Below are 16354 nucleotides of genomic sequence, written 5' to 3'. Positions count from 1 at the left end.
CACTTGCTATATTCGCCATTTTTGGTAATAATCCTCCTAAAAAACCAAAACCAATAAGAAAAGTTTACCATCAAACATTGCAAACACCTCGAGCCTTTCCACTACAACCTGCCCCGCCTCAAAAACGCCATCACCCCTCCCCGGCAGATAAGCTGTCCAAAAATGAACAGAAGAACGATACCGCCGGCTGCTTCCGGCACATACACAGAAGGGTCGTGCAGGAGCCCCGCCAGCCACTGCCAGAACCACTCTTCCGGGCGGCCCCGGGGAAAGCCCCAGCCGTACAGGGGCCAGAGGAAAGTAGCCGGATAGCGCCACATCCCGTCCAGCAGGTGGTGCATAAGGCTCCCACCTGCCAGGATCAGGCCCCCCGGCCGCCGGCAACGCCGCCACCACAGCAGGCCGGCGGAACAGGCAAATAATAAAAAAACCAGGGTATGGGCGTAGATACGGCCGTTACCCAGGGTTTCCTTGAAAATTACCCCGCCCAGGGGCTTGTCGATAATGTCCGGCAGCATAGAACCGATAAGGACCAGGCGGTAATCTATCGGCCCCGGCGGCCGCGGCCTACCGTCCGGCCTTTTCCTGCCGCCTGAATCCATCACCTTTTCTATCACCCTGGCTGCCGCCAGGGTCAAACCCGCGTGACCTAAAAACAGCATCAGCTATGCCCACGTGCTTCCTTTCTAAAGAAAATCAACCTCACGGTAGCGTAAAAAATGGGCCGCACCGTGAATCTAGGGCTCTTCCTTGTTACCAGTGAAAAATTTGCCCATTGCCTTTAAATAAGCATCGAGATCTTTGAGCCCGTTCACTAAAATATTATAGAGGGTATCATTATCCACGTCCCAATAAATATGGACCAGCCTGTTCCTGAATCTAGCCATTTTAATGAGAGTAGCAGTAAATTCAGAAGGAAAAATGCCAGCCTCACCCAAAACACGAAAGGTATCAGCGTAATCCTCCGGTATTCTCAAATTGTTTCTAGCGATAATATGATTGCTTAAATCAATGGCTGCTTCAATGGCCACGATGAAATGATATTTAGCGCTGCCTATTTTATCAGGATCAGCCAAAAACTCCTCTTTGGGCAAACGGGCCAGGTCTTGCAGCCGCTTTTGAGCCTGCTTGAACGCAGCAAGAAGTTTGCCGGCTTTTAAAGCATCAAATTTCAAGGCCAAGCGTCTCCTTTAAATAGCGTTTCCGAAACGGGGCAAAATCAAAATACCTGTCCAGCGTGTATTCCTCAAAATCAACTCTGATATTGGGGACATTCTCTATTAACAGGTAACCGTTTTTTAGAACGGTATATTTGAAGGATAAAGGAGCTCTATTAATAACCCTGACATCGATCGGGAAAGGAATGAGCTGCCGGAGGGAATCTTCCAACTGCATCTCATAAAGGAAGTAATCTGAATCTATCCCCTCATCATTGATATAAACGGCCAGATCAATATCCCTGAAAGGACCTTCACAGAGAAAAGAACCGTGAAGATAGGCAAAGGCTATCTCCTCTCTTCCTTTTAAACAGGCAGCAATTCTTTGAAGCAGGCTATGCTTCTCCTCATCAGTCAAGGAATAGAACTTAAACCGTTCCAAACTCCTACCTTCCTTCACTTTGATTGTCATCCCTATGAGGTATCCCTCAACTCATCAACTCCGAAGCAAATTCACTGAGGAGACGGACATAAGGCAACCTGCCCTTAACATTATTATACAGCCAGTTCCCATGCCCGGCGCCGTTGACCGGGGACACTGATAGTTTTTAAGGGAATAGCTTGTACGGCTTCAAAAGCAATTTCCGCCTGTTCCGGTGTTAATCTTTCTTCGGGGTTGGTAATTACTGTCCTGCGTCTAATAACACTATCTATTTCTACAGGACAAAAAACCGGGGCTATTAACTGAACCCCCTGCTCCTGCCACCAGGCAAAAAGGGCATCTGCCAGCGCGCTGTCTGGTTCGTTTATAACTAGTTTGACTACCAGGCAGGCATCGACACAAACTTCTTTAAGGCGCACGTCCATCCAGTTCACCGGCCTGCCTTATCTAACCGGATCTGCTGCAAGATCTTCGCACTATCGCCCCTCAGGGGCATCATTGCCCGCGCGGCCCGGCATTTTGCCAGCCAATCGCTTTTGTTAGACATTTCTGCTGCCGGGCGTCCTAATTTTTCTAAAGCGCTCGCCGGTATGCGCAGTTGCCGTCCATAGCGCAAGGCTGGCAAATCCCCCTTTTGCACCCAACGCCTTATAGTGCGCTCGCTGACTTTAAGCATCCTGGCTAATTCTGCCGGTGGATAAAGAATTTTACTCATAAGGTACCCACCCAATCATTTGTTCTCTTATGGCAAATTTTATTCCCTTATGACCGCTATGTCAACTAATTTACGGTTCTATGTCAATAGTTGTGGGATTAAATTTTGGAGGCATCTCGCTTTGTAATTCTCCGATACGGCTTTGCAGTAAGGTCCAAGCATCGGCAGCAATATTTCGGCCCGCCAGGATGGCCAGGGCTGTTCGAAAAAGCCCGCGCCACAGTTCAGTCGGCATAGGCCAGCATCTCCTCAAGACCGGGATTGGGGTAGATTCACCAGGCCAGGACACAAAATGTAAGCGGCTGCAATTTTTCTTGCAAATCAGCAGATTGCTTAGTCCAGATGGAACGGGTTTAAAACCACTATCCCTTCGTAACGCTGGCCGGTATTAAGGTCTTCGGTCCAGATAACATCGCAGCCCAATTTTTTGGCGCTGCAGATAATAAGCGAATCCCAAAATGATAATTCATTCCGCTGCTGGATTTCAATAGCTTCCAGAACATCCTCGACATCAGGCACATGCAGTGTCCACTGGCCTAAATCGGCAATTATCCTTGCGGCCGTTTCTGGTGCAATCGGTTTTGCTACCTTTTGAACTATCGTCACGTAAAACTCTTGCAGCACCTGCAGACTAATACAGCCCTGACGGGAGTCCCACAAACTTAATATAAGATCCCTGGCCTTCTCATGTTTTATACCCGCCGAGATATCATGAGCATAAACGAGGACATTAGTATCGACGAACTGGCGCCTTAAATTATCGTTCATGGATATCTGCTCTCCGCCAGGTAATTCTACCCTCGGTACCAAGGCAAAAACCATTTCTTAACAAAGCAGTATGGCGTTCGCGAGCCTTGGCGTAGCTATCTTCTTGCCGGACGAGTTCCTCAAGGGTTCGAGCCAAAAGGCCCGACACAGAGGTTTGCCTCTCTATGGCTAAATGCTTAACCTTTTGCAGTACCTGCTTTGGTAGGGATAAAGTAATATTTTGATATTCCATTTTAAACACCTCCACGTAAATAAGTGTAACCCATATTTACGTGATATACAAGGCCTTTCAGCTTCTTGCTACCCACGCCCGGATAGAAAACCTGCCCATCCTTACCGCTGATCCCCAAATCGCCCGTTAGGCGTACTCCGGAGCCGGCAGCGCAGTTGTTCGGAGCCTAAAAGCACCTACTGGAGGTTCCCGGCGATCTTTCCTAAAATAATTGCCCGCGCTTCTTCTATAGTACCGGCAGTAAACAGCTCATCCAGAATGCGGTCCAGGATTTGGAGGTCGCTTATTTTCTGCACCTTTTCCTCCAGGTCAGCCGGTTGTTCCCCAAACCTGCGGGAGAGATATTTAAGAATCGTTTCTTTTTGGGCTTCCATCCGGCCTTCCATTCTGCCTTCCATCCGGCCTCTTTCATGCCAACTGGTAGTAATCTGCATGATTGTCTCAGCCTGGTTCAAAAAACCCAACAATTCTTGACACATCATGTCAATCCTTATTAGGCGGCCTCCCCATGACCAGGTTCTCGCTCCTTTCGGATTTGATTTGCCTGCCCCTGGGAGCAGGCTGCGCGACAGGGAGACCTCGGCCCCGGGAGTCTCACCCGGACGGGAGAACGGCACTTCACGGGCGCAAGGCGCGGCCTTAAGGAGAACCATAAAAGTTCTCGCCTTGCGTCGACCGTCAAGTGGTCCAGCACTTTATTCTTTCAGGTGCCGGACGCCTCCGCGCGATCTGTTAGATGCGGCCTACCGGTTTGTCCGATACCGGCTAACGGGGTTACCTACTTGATAAAGCGAGCTGCTTCAAGTCATGCCAGACAGAATAAAAGGATTCCTGTTTATAGCGGTCTAAACCGTTATGAACGGAAACCTTTTCGCCCAGCCGCATGATTTGCCGCTTCACCTTTCGGGTCATCCCTTTTCCTTCCCCAGGCAAGGAATTCGCCTTTTGGTTCAGCTTTTCTTTAACGGCTTGGATTTTTTGTTTTAACTCTTTGGTGATGTGTTCTTTAAAACCTATTGCCCGGCGGGCAATCGCCATCGCGGCGGCATGGTGGATTGTCACCCCGTACCGCTCCATGTATTTCCAAAAGCCGATGGTGGAAGTGTGGGCCGGCCGGACCGGCTTTACCCCGACGCCTTCTTGGTAGGCTTTACGGGCGATGGCTTCGGTTATCTTCCGGTAGGGGAAGTTGGCCGCCATGCGGTTGAACTTTTTATCGGTGTCCAGCCGGTCTTTGCCGAAGTCCAGGTCTTCTAAGGCGATGGGCTTGCCTAATGTTTTGGCAATGTCCACCACTACCCGGGCCAGGACGCCGATGAGGTAAGCGCGCCTGAAACTGCGGCTGTAAGCCAGTTCCGGCATCTTGATGTAAAGAAAACCGTTCGGGTGTACTATCGTCTGAAACTCTCCGGCAAATTTGTGCAAGGCTTTGGGATAAGGAACAGTGAAGCCTTCCGGCCAGGGCTCGGGCTGGCCAAAATAATTAACGTTAGCCAGAGCTACCCCATCTGGGTTGGTGTCTATCCCAAGGTAGCCGCGGTTGGGGTCGGTCGCCAATTCAGGCGCCGTCATGGTGAAGGCGATATGGACCCTGTACCGGCCATCCCGGCCTCTAATTAATTCAACGTTATAGGGTGCGCCGGAAAGAAGCAACCCCCATACCTTGAGCCGGTGTTTTTCCGGCAGCCAGAGCTTTCCTTCCACCCGCGGTGCCCTGGTCATTATGGGCCTTCCTTTGCTGTCAGTACCTTTCTGCTCGGATAGATGGGAAATAGTGACTGCCAGGGTAAATCTCCCTTCCTGGTACGCCACCTTCATGTTGGGGTTGCCGCCTTTTGTTTCGTCGCCCCGGGCGTATAACCGGTTCTGCCGGGTGTGGCGCCATTCTTCCCGGCTGGCCTTGCCCCGGCAGACCTGCCGCCATAAGGCGCGTCCCCCAAAAACTACCTTGGGAATAGTGCCGTCAGCTTCATGCTTCTGGAGTTCGGCCAGTTTAGCGGCAAGCTTTTGGACCCGGGCCTTACGGCCGTGGAATGCCCGTTTGGCTTTTTCTATTTTTGCAGGATCATTAACCTTAATCGCTTTGTCCAGATCTTTTTCAGCCCAGCGGAGTTTCTTTTTAGCCCGGCTCAGTTTGGTTTCTGTTTCCTCGATTTCCAGCGCCAGGAGTTCCTTTTGCGTTTCTATGACAGCCCTCGCTTTCAGTATGGCATCGTCACAGTAGCGGGAATTTAAGCCGAATACCCGCTGGCCTTCTTGTTTGAGTTCTTCCCGGGAACGGCCTTCTATAAGCCGGTTGAAGGCCCAGCGCCCGCAGGCGCAGAAAAGCCGCATCTCGGTTTCCAGCGGGTCTTCATCCCCCCGGCCCCATTTCTCGGACCGGTAAGCAGGGTAAGCTTCCGGAAACCACTCGCCGCAGACGGTATACTTAAGACCGCCGTTAAGTTCACTCATTCTCTTTTTGTTCTTTCGCTGTTTCTTCATCCAGCTCCACTCCCGCGATTAGTTCCCGAAACCCCTGCCTCACTTTTTTGCCGCCCCTGGCCCCGTATAACCTGGCAGTAAATGACGTGACTATGGCCAGCAAATCTTTCACCAATTCGCTTTGAGCGTCTTCCGGCTCTTTTTCCGCTATGGCGATTATTTCTACGCCACAGTATTTTAAATGACGCTCAATGTACGAATATCCGAAACGGGCCAGCCGGTCGGGGTACTCAATAATAAGTTTCTTATACTCACCCTGCTCGGCTAACTTGAGTACGTTGGCCAGGCCACGGCGCTTCTGGTTCAAGCCGCTGGCCACGTCCGCAAATTCCGCCCTGATGGTAAACCCGTGTTCTCCAGCATAATGGCGCAGCCGCCCCATCTGCCGTTCCAGGTTGCCGGCATCGGCCTGCTTTTTGGTGGACACCCGGGCGTACAGCACGACTGCCTCGCGTCCGCCAGTCAATTGGCCGGACTGTAGAAGCTTATTGAGTTCATCCATAGAGTACCGGCGCTGGCCTCCAGGCAAACGCACGGGCTTGATTAAGCCCCGCTTTTCCCAGTTGCGCAGGCTGTTGGGATGGACGCCCAGTTTCTTTGCCGCTTTGCTGATGGTTAATAGTTCCATAAATTTATGGTAAGCTTTTTGTTATGTTTTGTCAATATTTATTAATCTGTTGGTAGCTGCTACTAACCTCCTTCTTATCGATTCTACCCAGTTCACAGTTGAGTCTTTCTTCTTCCTCCTGGTTTAGCTTCAGGTAGCTCTCGAAGAATCCGGCCAGCATCTCCATCCGCGCCGGGTCCAGTTTTAACCTGGTCAGCATGCGCAGGAATTCTAACTTTACCTGGACCCTCTCTTCATCTTTAAATCCCATTTTACTAAGAAGCGCGGCTGCTACCGGATTGTTGCTGTGAATATATTCCCGCCACGGTAGCTTCTTTAGTTCCAGTTTATAGAAACGAAAGCGCAATACGTCTAGAAAAGTAAATCCTGTCGTGAATGTATCGGGTTCGTCCCGCACCTGGTCGTAAGTAAAAATGGCTATCGGCAGGATCTTGCAGCGGTGCTGTTCGTAAAGGCGACTGAAGTAGATAAACATCCTCTCGTTGAATTCTTTTTGCACATAACTTTGCGGCTCGATGTGGACCATGATCAGGCCTTCTTCGCCTTTAAGGCGGGTCTCTACCAGAATATCGACTTCGTGTTTTTCGCCGGCAGTGACGTCGGTAAAGACTTCCTGCTGCAGGAATCTTACATGGGTAAAATCAATGGCTTCATATGCCCGGGGGAAAAAGGCTTGCATGAATTCAGCAAAAAAGGTCTCGATTAGTTCCTTAAAAAGACGGTCGTGATCGATGTTCATTCGCTACTGTTCCCCCATAAACGCTGCAAGAATTTGAACCAAATGTTTGATCGGGAGATCGATTGAGGGCTTCAGGGATAATTCTCCTTTTTTATTTTACCATATAACATCCCAGGGCAATAGGCGCATCTCCATCACGTTCACTGAACAAATTAAATTATACTTAACTACACAGCGGCAACCATCGCCGTACCATCTCCGTCCCCACTCCGTATTATGGACATAGAGCTTATAAAGTAAAATTTAATTAAACACCGGCCAGCACGGCCATCAGCTTCGCCACTGCAATATATAACTATAGAAATGAGTTATAGTCATTCACCCAAGCTATCCCATTCTTCTTTGCTAATACCCGCTTCTCTTAAAATTCTGATTAATAACGAAACACTTATGTCATCACCATGCGGATTAGGTATGCGAAGTTTATGTCTACCCCGGCGCATAAAATTATGCTTAGAACCATGGAAAGGCCCCTCGTAACCCAACTTCCTAAGGCGCTTAATTAATTCTGTCCTGCTGACCGGATTCAAGGTTGTTCTCCCCTACCCAAGCATGATCTTCTTGCCATTTATGATTTAGATCTGCGCCGCCTAAAACAGGAATATCGTTATCCCCATCCCGCAGTTTAAAAAGAAGCCACTCTTCCAGAACTTCCTGCAAAGTGGCTAGACATTCCTTTTCATCTTTTCCGTCCGCCCAAACACCAGGGCACGGAGGTATTTCGGCAAAGAATGTACCATCTTCTAGCCGTTCGATGACAGCTTCTTTCATTGCTGCTTGTATAAAAGTAGTGAATGCCCCTCTTCCCATTTTGGCCCTTTCCTCCTTTGATCCCTTTTGGGGAGGATAAAAACTTTCAAGGGTGGAATTCTGGGCAGGCAAATTTAAGGTAATGTTGATAGTAGTCTGGTTAATATTCTGATTGATATTGGTAATAGGTTGAAAGTCCGGCATGATACCAGCAATTCTATTCCTTGCATTCATTATATTACTTTCCCCCCTCACTTGCAATTTGGCTATTCTCACGTTGGGTTAAAAGCCGGTCGAGTAGGTCCCGTATCCTCTCAATATGAGGCCAGGTGAAAGCAAAGCGAGCTACCAACCTGCCTATTGCCCCTTCCTGGGGTTGATGTCCCGGTAGAGGGGTTGATTCTGGGAACCGCTGAATAAAGTTTAGCACTACTATCTCCGGGTTCGCCGAACTCTGGACCAGATCAATGAATTCAATATGCATCGCCTGCTGATCGGCGATTAAAGGCAGCCATTCAGGATTCTGTTGTATGTTTTTTTCTTGCCCGGACATTTATTTGTGGCTCCTTTCACTATTATACCTTTTCCTTAAATACTCATGCCATCCACCCTGCCAGGCCGACAGAATGGAGGGCCTCTATATCACCAGCTCCGCATCATCACCCAAAAACATGCGCAGGGCCCGGCGGTTATCCCCGGCGTGGCAGACCCGGGCGCTCTTCCCCAGCAGGCTGTCCTCAATGCGCTGGACGTCCTTGATCTCGCAGCCTTCCAGGATCACTGAATGCTCCAGACCCACATTATAAAGGCGGCAGTTGCTGCCCACGGCGGTAAACGGGCCGATGAAGCAGTTTTCCACTACACAGTCCCTACCGATAACGACCGGCCCCCTGACCACGCTGTTTTTCACCACCGTGCCGGCGCCGATTTCCACCCGGCCGCTCAAGTGGCTTTCAGCATCTACTTCGCCCTGGATATCCAGCCGGGCGTAAGCATCAAGCACCGCCCGGTTGGCCTCCAGGATATCGTCCTTTTTGCCCGTATCCAGCCACCAGCCCTCTACTTTACGGGCGGCCACGTTGTAACCCATATTCAGAAGCTCCTGGATGGCGTCGGTAATCTCCAGCTCCCCCCGCCAGGAGGGTTTGAGGCCTTCAATGGCCCGGTGGATGACCGGGGTAAAGAGGTAGATGCCCACCAGGGCCAGGTTTGACGGCGGATCTTTGGGTTTTTCTACCAGCCTCACTACCCGGTTGTCGCCGTCCAACACCGCCACGCCGAAGGCCCGCGGGTCGGCCACTTCCTTTAACATAATCAGGGCCGGGAAACCCTCGCCCAGAAAATCCTGCACCGCTTTACTCACCCCGCCCTGGATGAGGTTATCGCCCAAAAACATCAGGAAAGGGTCGTCCCCCAAGTAAGGGCGAGCCGTCTTGACGGCGTGGGCCAGCCCCAGGGGCTTCTCCTGCAAAATATAGGTGATTTGCGCTCCCCAGCGGGACCCGTCCCCCAGGGCCTCCCTGACCAGGCCTCCCGTTTCCGGGGAGATGATTACGCCGATATCGCGAATCCCCGCCTCCACAATCTGGTCCAGGACAAAAAAGATAATAGGCTTGTTGGCTACGGGGATGAGCTGCTTGGCCGTCGTGTAGGTAAGGGGGCGCAGGCGCGTACCCTTGCCGCCGGACAGAATCAGGGCTTTCATTGCCTTCCACCTCTTTTTAACGGTACTTGGTGGTCCAGTCAAAGCCGATGGTCGGGTCGTTCCAGGGGATGCGTTTTTCGTCCGGATGGGAACGATTGTAGGGAGCGGTGGTGAAATAGATTATAATGGCCGGTTCACTCCCCAGCACGCGGTAGCCGTGGGCCACCATGCGGGGTATGAGGAGCAAAACGGGGTTGTCCTCACCCAGGTAGAAAACATTTGTTTCTCCCCTGGTAGGGGAATCCTCCCGCAGGTCGTAAAGGACCACCTGGGCATTGCCCACCGGGAAAAACCACAGGTCGTCCTGGTGCTCGTGGTAGTGAAAGGCCTTGATAACGCCGGGATAGGACTTGGACATGGAAGCCTGGCCGAAGCGGGAAAATATTTCGTCATCTTCCCGTAAGATTTCCATAAAGAAACCCCGGTCGTCGCAGTGCCTGACCAGTTTTTTGACTTGCACCCCAGCAATCATGAGAGCACCTCTCCCTTCAAGAAATCCCGCAGGGCTTCCTGCCAGCAGCGTAAGTCCGGCAGGCCCTGCAGCCTTATACAGTAATTGTCCAGCACCGAATAAGCCGGCCGGGGGGCCGGGCGGTTTAATTCCGCCGAAGAAATTGGCCGGACCCTGACGTGGTCCAGTCCCGCCAGGCGAAAGATTTCCCGGGCAAAGTCAAACCAGGAACACTCGCCGCCGTTGCTGGCGTGGTAGATGCCGTACAGCTCGGTTTCAATCAGGCCGGCGATAAAGCGGGCCAGGTCCCCGACATAAGTGGGCGAGCCGACCTGATCATTAACCACAGCGATTTCGTCTCGTTTCTCCGCCAGGTCCAGCATCGTTTTGACAAAGTTCTTCCCATGGCGGCCGTAAAGCCAGGAGGTGCGGACAATAAAATAGCGCGGGCAAAGTTCGGCCGCGTAGCGCTCCCCGGCCAGCTTTGATTTGCCGTAGATGTTGATGGGATCCGGAGTATCAAACTCCGTATAGGGCCGCCCTGCCCGGCCGTTAAAGACATAATCGGTGCTGATATAAACAAGCTTGGCCTCCACCATAGCGGCAGCGGCCGCCACATTGCGGGTGCCCAGGGCGTTCACCAGGTAGGCCCAATCATGATCCAGCTCACACTGGTCCACATTGGTAGCGGCGGCGGCGTGGATAACGACCTCCGGCGAAAAGGCTTTAAACGCCCGGATGACTTCTTCCATCCTGGTCACATCGAGTTCCTGGCGCCCCGGGCTGATAACCTCACGCCCGCCGGCCTCCAGAAGCACCCCCGCCAGCTCCCGCCCGAGCTGCCCGCGGCCGCCGGTAATGACAATTTTCATCCCCGGGCCTCCCCCAGCCTGGCGGCATACATCCGCCGGTAGTAGTCCCGGTACTCCCCGGACTTGATTTTCCGCCACCAGTCCCGGTTCTCGCAGTACCACCTGATGGTCTCTTTCAGGCCCTGCTCAAAATCATAGGCCGGCTGCCAGCCCAGCTCCCGGCGCAGCTTGGCAGCGTCTATGGCGTAGCGGCGGTCATGGCCCGGCCGGTCCCGGACAAAGGTAATCAGAGATTCCGGCTTGCCCAGCTCGCGCACCACCCGGCGGACTATCTCAATGTTAGTCCTTTCGTTACTGCCGCCGATATTGTAGATCTCTCCGGGGCGGCCTTTATGGAGGACCAGATCCAGGGCAGCGCAGTGGTCCCACACGTGCAGCCAGTCGCGCACGTTCAGCCCGTCGCCGTAAACCGGCAGGGGCCTGTCCTCCAAAGCATTGGTGATCATCAGGGGGATCAGCTTTTCCGGAAACTGGTACGGCCCGTAGTTATTAGAGCAGCGGGTAACGATCACCGGCAGGTTGTAGGTTTTATAGTAAGCCAGGGCCAACAGGTCAGCCGCCGCCTTGCTGGCCGAGTAAGGACTGCTGGGATTCAGGGGAGAGTTTTCCGTAAAATACCCTTCCGCCCCCAGGGAGCCGTAAACCTCGTCAGTGGAAACCTGGATAAACCTTTCCACCCCATAACGCCGGGCCGCCTCCAGCAGCACGCGGGTCCCTTCAACATTGGTGCGGATAAAAGGACTGGCATCCTCAATGCTGCGATCCACATGGGACTCGGCCGCAAAGTTAACAACCGCATCAACCCCCTGGGAAAAAACGCTCCTTACGCACTGCTCATCGGCTATATCCCCGCGGATGAAAGTATAGCGGGGGTCATCTCTTATATCGTCCAGGTTCTCCAGGCTCCCGGCATAAGTCAGTTTATCAAAATTGATCAACCGGTATGGGTACTTTTGCAAAAAGTATTTTATAAAATTGCTGCCGATAAATCCGGCCCCGCCTGTAATTAGGATAGTATGCAAAATTTTTACCTCCATATTCCCATTTTTAACACAATGGTTAACTATTCATAAAAAACGCGGGTAATATGCAAATTGTATACTGTTTAATGGATAACACTTAAAGATCCAACGGATAATTTCCTAAATGTATTTAAAAGATACTTACGTAAGCAATCCTCTGTCTCTTAGCGATTGGACAATCAAGCTAGTAGTATGTGACGCCTTTTCTCTTAGACTTGATCTTACCAGCAACAACTGTTTTCTTATTTGAGAGTAATCCTTTTCAATGAGACTAAACAAATTATATAGCTGCTCAGGCGTGACGTCCCGGACATCTATCCCATATTTACTCAAACCTGCTATTTCCAGAAACCCCTTTGTTTTATGCTCATAATAAACGGAAATACTGGGTATTCCTGCCTTAGTGGCAAATATCACTGGGTGATACCTGGAGCTAATCATACAAAATAGTTTCGAGATTAAAACTTGCTGTGCGTATGCATCTACTTCTGGCGATAGAATAATCATGTTACGTTTATTTACAGCAGCCAGTTCTTCCAATAAATGATAATCACTATCGTCTCCGAATAACTGAGGAATCAAAAGGATCTTATAGCCCTTGCCCGTCAAGGTTTCGGCCAACTCCTTAAAAGAATTAATAACTTTTTGGCCTACCTGTAGATTATGTTTGTAAACAGGGTGCCATTTAAGATCGGTTACTACCATTCCTACGTATTTGTTGCGGCATAGTTCATCTAGCAAAGAAGTGAGACCTTCATACCGTTCCAAATATGAAACTGAAATCTCATTCTGAAGGGCAGCATCCACAGTTACGCATGCATCTAGCCCAAGTTGTTCCTTCAAGTAACTCGCAGATATTCTCTCTCTGACGATTATCTTATCGGTGCGTTTTAAAAGTAGGAGGCGCAAACAATTCCAACGCTTTTCTAAAAATGGACCCATAGAAGGAGCGTAAAAAAATAGGGGCTTACCCTTTATGATCTTAGCCAATAGTAAGCGATAAAGATAAGGCAGGTCCCCTAGCCTGCCACCGTATAAGTCACCGATACTTGGACCGCCAGGTGCATGAATAACAAAGTCTGCTTTATCAATACCTGACAAAAAACGCTTACCGGAACTTGTAAAAGATATCTTTCCGCAAGTTAAGCAAGTCACTAGTGCGTCTAAATACTCTAATTTAGAGCCAGGATATAGATTAAGCACTTCTACTTGGTCATCAGGGTAGGTGTTACCGGTTTTCGTCATCAGCATGATGGATATTTTGTTAATGGGCAATGCGGTCCGCAAAGAGTCTACCATGGCACGAACTGCAGCCTCGTCACCTCGGTTGTTCCAATGAGCATGAAGTACAAGAACGTTTAGCCCCTTTTTTTGTATCAACCTATTGAAGTCCCTTAGGATGACCGATGAATAAACCTTGTAAAAAATTCTTACATAGAAATCGGGTATACTAATGGGCAGCTTGCTAAGAATGAATCTACCGATAATAGAAGTTCCCCACAACCGAGAAAACTTCACCATCCAGGCTATCAACTTGTTCCCTCGCGAAATAGATACTTGATCTTTTTTATGGCGGGCATCTCGAACGAGGATATTTATCTTCTTGAAATGAAAAAAAATCTTTTGTGAACGAACCACATCCCACGGGTCTAGCGGCTTAAGATACACTATACCAGAGGCTAATGCAGTATCAACTAAAGACCGTCCTTTCTCCGTCCTGCATATAAGAATCGATTCCCCTTTGCGTTCCGCCTTTATTATTTCAGGTAGCCATGCGTCCCCAAAGGAGAGGTCAGCTTGTTCGGCGACGAGATCCGAACAATAAAAACATGCTTGCGGAGCGAAGAAAAGGCTGTCGTGAAATACTCTCCATAGAGGAGTTTCCCATGGCACCCTGGCCTCTTTGCCAGAATAAGTAACTCTGATGCTGCCCGGCCAGCCATTACCTCGATATGAAACTTCCAAAGGCTTATCGCCACGGCCAATTTTGTTTAGGATAAAACCTGTCCCTTTGAATGAATCTGTATGTGAACAAACAAGTCCAAAATATAAAACAATCTTTCTGTTGATGACTGAACGCAGCCCACATGCTTTCTTTATGGCCCTAATATGGCATGGCAGGCCTACCACAGCAATTTTTTCTTCTTGAACTTCGTTCAAAGCTGACAACAGTAAATTCAAAGGGACCGGGCAGTACTTCGAGGTTGCCGCCTCGATTATCTCTTCTTTTCTCCGGGCGATGAAAGGTTCCGGAACTAAAGGGTCGCTCCGGCGCATCCTGGTGACAAGTGCTCCTTCAATAATGCCATTTTCCAGAGCAAAAACCAATAGTTGGGTAATCAACCCGCCAGAAGCTGCGTTGTAACGAATATTATCATCCGCAGCGTGGCCGATAGAACAGAATACGTAATCACCTAACAGAGCTACTGGTTCAACTTCATCGATATACTTCTCTTTCAAAGCCGTATCGTCCAGCGAAAAACCCGGGCATACTTTTCTGCAAACGCGACAACTGCTGCATTTTTCAGTGTCCACTTCGGGAATGTAACTTCCCGCCTCAGGATCAATTTGCAACGTTATAGCATTTTGCGGACATAGTGATACACAAGTACCACACCCAGTACATCGCCCCGAAGATACGACTTCTAAAATAGTGCTACCGAAAATATTGCGTATAGTTGACATTCTTCCACCCCCAACTAATGGGCAATAACAATACGTCTAAACACCATAGTAAGAAGTTCTTTATCCTCGGCATCAAATGCCCTTAGCAAACAGAGCATTGTAAAATAGACGAGAGACCCCAAACCTACCACCACGACCAAAGGCACTTGAGTTTTTAATACCAGCACCAACGTTGCCATAATGGCAGAAGAAAACACAGCCTTGAGAGCAGGAAAGAATAAATGCACTCTACAGAGATACTTTGATACGAAGTGATAGTACAGGATAAAAAGCACAATCTGGGCGGTAATCGTACCTACGCTTGCCCCAATTAAACCATATATAGGAATGAGTAGCCAATCTAGCAAAATGTTTACAGCAACTGCTAAGGCTGCACTTATCGTACGTAAAGGCTCCCTATCCATGGATGGTAGCGCCCACCCTAGTGCGTGACTAACAAAGCGAATAGGTACATATAAAGATAACAAGCGAAAAGGCAAAACTGACTGCACAAAGTCAGGTCCATATACCAACAGCAATATACGGTCTGCCAATATTATTGCGCCTACGGCCAAAGGTAAGCCCAACAGGCACAGGTATTTTGCAGAGCGCTCTACGGCCTTAGCCAGTAACTCTAGTCGTTCAACAAAAAGCTTGGAAGTCACCGGGAATGTGGCTAGGATCACTGCATCGGCGGCAAATATCAATACTGTAATGATGGTTACGGCAGCATTATATAGACCTGCGTATGTGTCCCCGAGTAGCTTTGAAATGAAGATTATGTCTATGCGCAAGAATAGGGCAGCAACAAATAAGGTGATTGTAAAGGGGAACGCCTTCTTAAGCATTTGTGGCCAAAGATTTACGTTAAACTTAAAAGTTAATGTCACAAATTTCAAACGTACGATTATCAAATTGTAGATTAATACACACACACTGCTAACTAAATATATACCGGCAAAGCCGATTACAGTCCACCCCTGGCGTATAGCTACAATAGCACCAGCAAGCATGAGCAGGCTATTAAGAACACATCCTCCGGCCTGGTATTCTAGTCTTTGATATCCCTGATACAGTGAGTAAAACAGTTGCGAAAAATTATTAAGAATAGCCTGCGCTCCAATTAGTGAAACCACCATTAAGGCTATCCTGTCGTAATTGAGTGCAACAGTGGCCATAACGATCATCAGGTAGGTAAAAGAGCTAAGTACAAGTTTCATAGTAATTGTATTACCTAAGAAATTTGCTGCTGCTATATCAGGTTCTCGCGCTACTTCCCTGGTCATAAGTGGGCTTAAACCGAGGTCAGCAAATATGATAAACATGCTAACAAAAGCTAGGGCAAAGGAAATAACTCCGAACCCCTGTGCACCAAGGTACCGGGCTGCATGCATCGTAAATAAAAAACTAAATGCGTACCCCAACACTTGGCTGCCAAGGCTAACTACGGTATTCTTTGCCACAAGCTGAACAGTGTTCATAGAACCCACATCCTCTAACTAACCCTCTGTACCTGCAATAATTAAATAACTAAGTTCTACTTATTTCATTATCATCTTGGTTCCGCCATTTACATATATAACATCACCATTAGAAATAAGGTAAGCGTCAAATATAACCCACTTTTTGCCCTTACGTAAGATAAGAATAAAGAACCCCCACCGATTTCTGAGATGGGGGCTAAAACAAGCTTAATTATTCATCCGGCAAATGGGGGGCAGAGTT

20 protein-coding genes and 1 pseudogene are annotated in these 16354 nt (G+C 49.3%); all 21 read right to left on the bottom strand.

The window, feature by feature from the left end; translation table 11 throughout:
* Nucleotides 1-101 precede the first annotated feature (101 nt).
* The 21 genes and pseudogenes from E308F_RS04700 to E308F_RS04605 all read right to left on the bottom strand — a co-directional run bounded on the left by E308F_RS04700 (nucleotide 102) and on the right by E308F_RS04605 (nucleotide 16110).
* On the bottom strand, nucleotides 102-662 hold the full coding sequence (locus E308F_RS04700) for a metal-dependent hydrolase (RefSeq protein ID WP_141263761.1): 561 nt from the start codon (nucleotides 660-662) through the stop codon (nucleotides 102-104).
* 75 nt (nucleotides 663-737) lie between these two features.
* Complete coding sequence (gene hepT, locus E308F_RS04695) at nucleotides 738-1175, bottom strand: type VII toxin-antitoxin system HepT family RNase toxin (RefSeq protein ID WP_253260392.1); 438 nt, start codon at nucleotides 1173-1175, stop codon at nucleotides 738-740.
* Nucleotides 1165-1599, bottom strand: coding sequence for a nucleotidyltransferase domain-containing protein (locus E308F_RS04690; RefSeq protein ID WP_170066333.1), 435 nt, complete (start codon nucleotides 1597-1599; stop codon nucleotides 1165-1167). Before E308F_RS04690 ends, hepT begins: the two co-directional genes overlap by 11 nt.
* Nucleotides 1600-1712: 113 nt before the next feature.
* A complete protein-coding gene (locus E308F_RS04685) occupies nucleotides 1713-2033 on the bottom strand; it encodes a type II toxin-antitoxin system VapC family toxin (protein ID WP_172613824.1) in 321 nt (106 codons plus the stop codon).
* Nucleotides 2030-2314, bottom strand: coding sequence for a helix-turn-helix domain-containing protein (locus E308F_RS04680; RefSeq protein ID WP_141263759.1), 285 nt, complete (start codon nucleotides 2312-2314; stop codon nucleotides 2030-2032). The genes E308F_RS04685 and E308F_RS04680 overlap by 4 nt, the downstream gene beginning before the upstream one ends.
* Before the next feature lie 70 nt (nucleotides 2315-2384).
* Complete coding sequence (locus tag E308F_RS15715; protein ID WP_172613823.1) at nucleotides 2385-2549, bottom strand: hypothetical protein; 165 nt, start codon at nucleotides 2547-2549, stop codon at nucleotides 2385-2387.
* A gap of 98 nt (nucleotides 2550-2647) precedes the next feature.
* Nucleotides 2648-3082: a PIN domain-containing protein gene (locus E308F_RS04675; RefSeq protein WP_141263758.1), complete on the bottom strand. Its 435-nt coding sequence runs from the start codon at nucleotides 3080-3082 to the stop codon at nucleotides 2648-2650.
* Nucleotides 3072-3314: a CopG family transcriptional regulator gene (locus tag E308F_RS04670; protein WP_141263757.1), complete on the bottom strand. Its 243-nt coding sequence runs from the start codon at nucleotides 3312-3314 to the stop codon at nucleotides 3072-3074. Before E308F_RS04670 ends, E308F_RS04675 begins: the two co-directional genes overlap by 11 nt.
* A gap of 176 nt (nucleotides 3315-3490) precedes the next feature.
* A complete protein-coding gene (locus E308F_RS04665; RefSeq protein ID WP_253260391.1) occupies nucleotides 3491-3796 on the bottom strand; it encodes a DUF4351 domain-containing protein in 306 nt (101 codons plus the stop codon).
* Between the two features lie 292 nt (nucleotides 3797-4088).
* A complete protein-coding gene (locus E308F_RS04660; RefSeq protein ID WP_141263756.1) occupies nucleotides 4089-5798 on the bottom strand; it encodes an IS200/IS605 family accessory protein TnpB-related protein in 1710 nt (569 codons plus the stop codon).
* Nucleotides 5761-6426, bottom strand: coding sequence for an IS607 family transposase (locus tag E308F_RS04655; protein ID WP_141263755.1), 666 nt, complete (start codon nucleotides 6424-6426; stop codon nucleotides 5761-5763). Before E308F_RS04655 ends, E308F_RS04660 begins: the two co-directional genes overlap by 38 nt.
* Before the next feature lie 49 nt (nucleotides 6427-6475).
* Nucleotides 6476-7165, bottom strand: a pseudogene (locus tag E308F_RS04650) (Rpn family recombination-promoting nuclease/putative transposase); the annotation flags it as partial.
* Nucleotides 7166-7479: 314 nt separating this feature from the next.
* Complete coding sequence (locus tag E308F_RS16810; protein WP_071541048.1) at nucleotides 7480-7695, bottom strand: type II toxin-antitoxin system HicA family toxin; 216 nt, start codon at nucleotides 7693-7695, stop codon at nucleotides 7480-7482.
* Nucleotides 7664-8149 carry a type II toxin-antitoxin system HicB family antitoxin gene (locus E308F_RS16100; protein ID WP_216364445.1) on the bottom strand — a complete coding sequence of 162 codons (486 nt, stop codon included), beginning with the start codon at nucleotides 8147-8149 and terminating at the stop codon, nucleotides 7664-7666. Before E308F_RS16100 ends, E308F_RS16810 begins: the two co-directional genes overlap by 32 nt.
* 4 nt (nucleotides 8150-8153) lie before the next feature.
* Entirely contained in the window at nucleotides 8154-8468 is a 315-nt protein-coding gene (locus tag E308F_RS04635) for a hypothetical protein (protein ID WP_071521344.1), read from the bottom strand.
* A gap of 84 nt (nucleotides 8469-8552) precedes the next feature.
* Entirely contained in the window at nucleotides 8553-9620 is a 1068-nt protein-coding gene (locus E308F_RS04630) for a glucose-1-phosphate thymidylyltransferase (RefSeq protein ID WP_141263754.1), read from the bottom strand.
* 16 nt (nucleotides 9621-9636) lie between these two features.
* A complete protein-coding gene (locus tag E308F_RS04625; protein WP_141263753.1) occupies nucleotides 9637-10092 on the bottom strand; it encodes a dTDP-4-dehydrorhamnose 3,5-epimerase family protein in 456 nt (151 codons plus the stop codon).
* Nucleotides 10089-10943: a dTDP-4-dehydrorhamnose reductase gene (gene rfbD, locus E308F_RS04620; RefSeq protein ID WP_141263752.1), complete on the bottom strand. Its 855-nt coding sequence runs from the start codon at nucleotides 10941-10943 to the stop codon at nucleotides 10089-10091. The genes E308F_RS04625 and rfbD overlap by 4 nt, the downstream gene beginning before the upstream one ends.
* Nucleotides 10940-11965, bottom strand: coding sequence for a dTDP-glucose 4,6-dehydratase (rfbB, locus tag E308F_RS04615; RefSeq protein WP_216364444.1), 1026 nt, complete (start codon nucleotides 11963-11965; stop codon nucleotides 10940-10942). Before rfbB ends, rfbD begins: the two co-directional genes overlap by 4 nt.
* Nucleotides 11966-12106: 141 nt before the next feature.
* On the bottom strand, nucleotides 12107-14650 hold the full coding sequence (locus E308F_RS04610) for a Coenzyme F420 hydrogenase/dehydrogenase, beta subunit C-terminal domain (RefSeq protein WP_141263750.1): 2544 nt from the start codon (nucleotides 14648-14650) through the stop codon (nucleotides 12107-12109).
* 14 nt (nucleotides 14651-14664) lie between these two features.
* Entirely contained in the window at nucleotides 14665-16110 is a 1446-nt protein-coding gene (locus tag E308F_RS04605; protein ID WP_141263749.1) for a flippase, read from the bottom strand.
* Nucleotides 16111-16354 lie beyond the last annotated feature (244 nt).

The organism is Moorella sp. E308F (genome assembly GCF_006538365.1).
GTDB lineage: Bacteria > Bacillota > DSM-521 > Neomoorellales > Neomoorellaceae > Neomoorella.
This window is presented reverse-complemented; position numbering and strand designations above follow the sequence as displayed.

Coding starts and splice junctions, on each gene's coding strand:
- E308F_RS16100 (WP_216364445.1), bottom strand. CDS start 8,149: ATGAATGCAAGGAATAGAATTGCTGGTATCATGCCGGACTTTCAACCT.
- E308F_RS04630 (WP_141263754.1), bottom strand. CDS start 9,620: ATGAAAGCCCTGATTCTGTCCGGCGGCAAGGGTACGCGCCTGCGCCCC.
- E308F_RS04680 (WP_141263759.1), bottom strand. CDS start 2,314: ATGAGTAAAATTCTTTATCCACCGGCAGAATTAGCCAGGATGCTTAAA.
- E308F_RS04700 (WP_141263761.1), bottom strand. CDS start 662: ATGCTGTTTTTAGGTCACGCGGGTTTGACCCTGGCGGCAGCCAGGGTG.
- E308F_RS04675 (WP_141263758.1), bottom strand. CDS start 3,082: ATGAACGATAATTTAAGGCGCCAGTTCGTCGATACTAATGTCCTCGTT.
- E308F_RS04660 (WP_141263756.1), bottom strand. CDS start 5,798: ATGAAGAAACAGCGAAAGAACAAAAAGAGAATGAGTGAACTTAACGGC.
- E308F_RS04605 (WP_141263749.1), bottom strand. CDS start 16,110: ATGAACACTGTTCAGCTTGTGGCAAAGAATACCGTAGTTAGCCTTGGC.
- E308F_RS04625 (WP_141263753.1), bottom strand. CDS start 10,092: ATGATTGCTGGGGTGCAAGTCAAAAAACTGGTCAGGCACTGCGACGAC.
- E308F_RS04665 (WP_253260391.1), bottom strand. CDS start 3,796: ATGATGTGTCAAGAATTGTTGGGTTTTTTGAACCAGGCTGAGACAATC.
- E308F_RS04655 (WP_141263755.1), bottom strand. CDS start 6,426: ATGGAACTATTAACCATCAGCAAAGCGGCAAAGAAACTGGGCGTCCAT.
- E308F_RS04670 (WP_141263757.1), bottom strand. CDS start 3,314: ATGGAATATCAAAATATTACTTTATCCCTACCAAAGCAGGTACTGCAA.
- E308F_RS04635 (WP_071521344.1), bottom strand. CDS start 8,468: ATGTCCGGGCAAGAAAAAAACATACAACAGAATCCTGAATGGCTGCCT.
- E308F_RS15715 (WP_172613823.1), bottom strand. CDS start 2,549: ATGCCGACTGAACTGTGGCGCGGGCTTTTTCGAACAGCCCTGGCCATC.
- rfbD (WP_141263752.1), bottom strand. CDS start 10,943: ATGAAAATTGTCATTACCGGCGGCCGCGGGCAGCTCGGGCGGGAGCTG.
- E308F_RS04610 (WP_141263750.1), bottom strand. CDS start 14,650: ATGTCAACTATACGCAATATTTTCGGTAGCACTATTTTAGAAGTCGTA.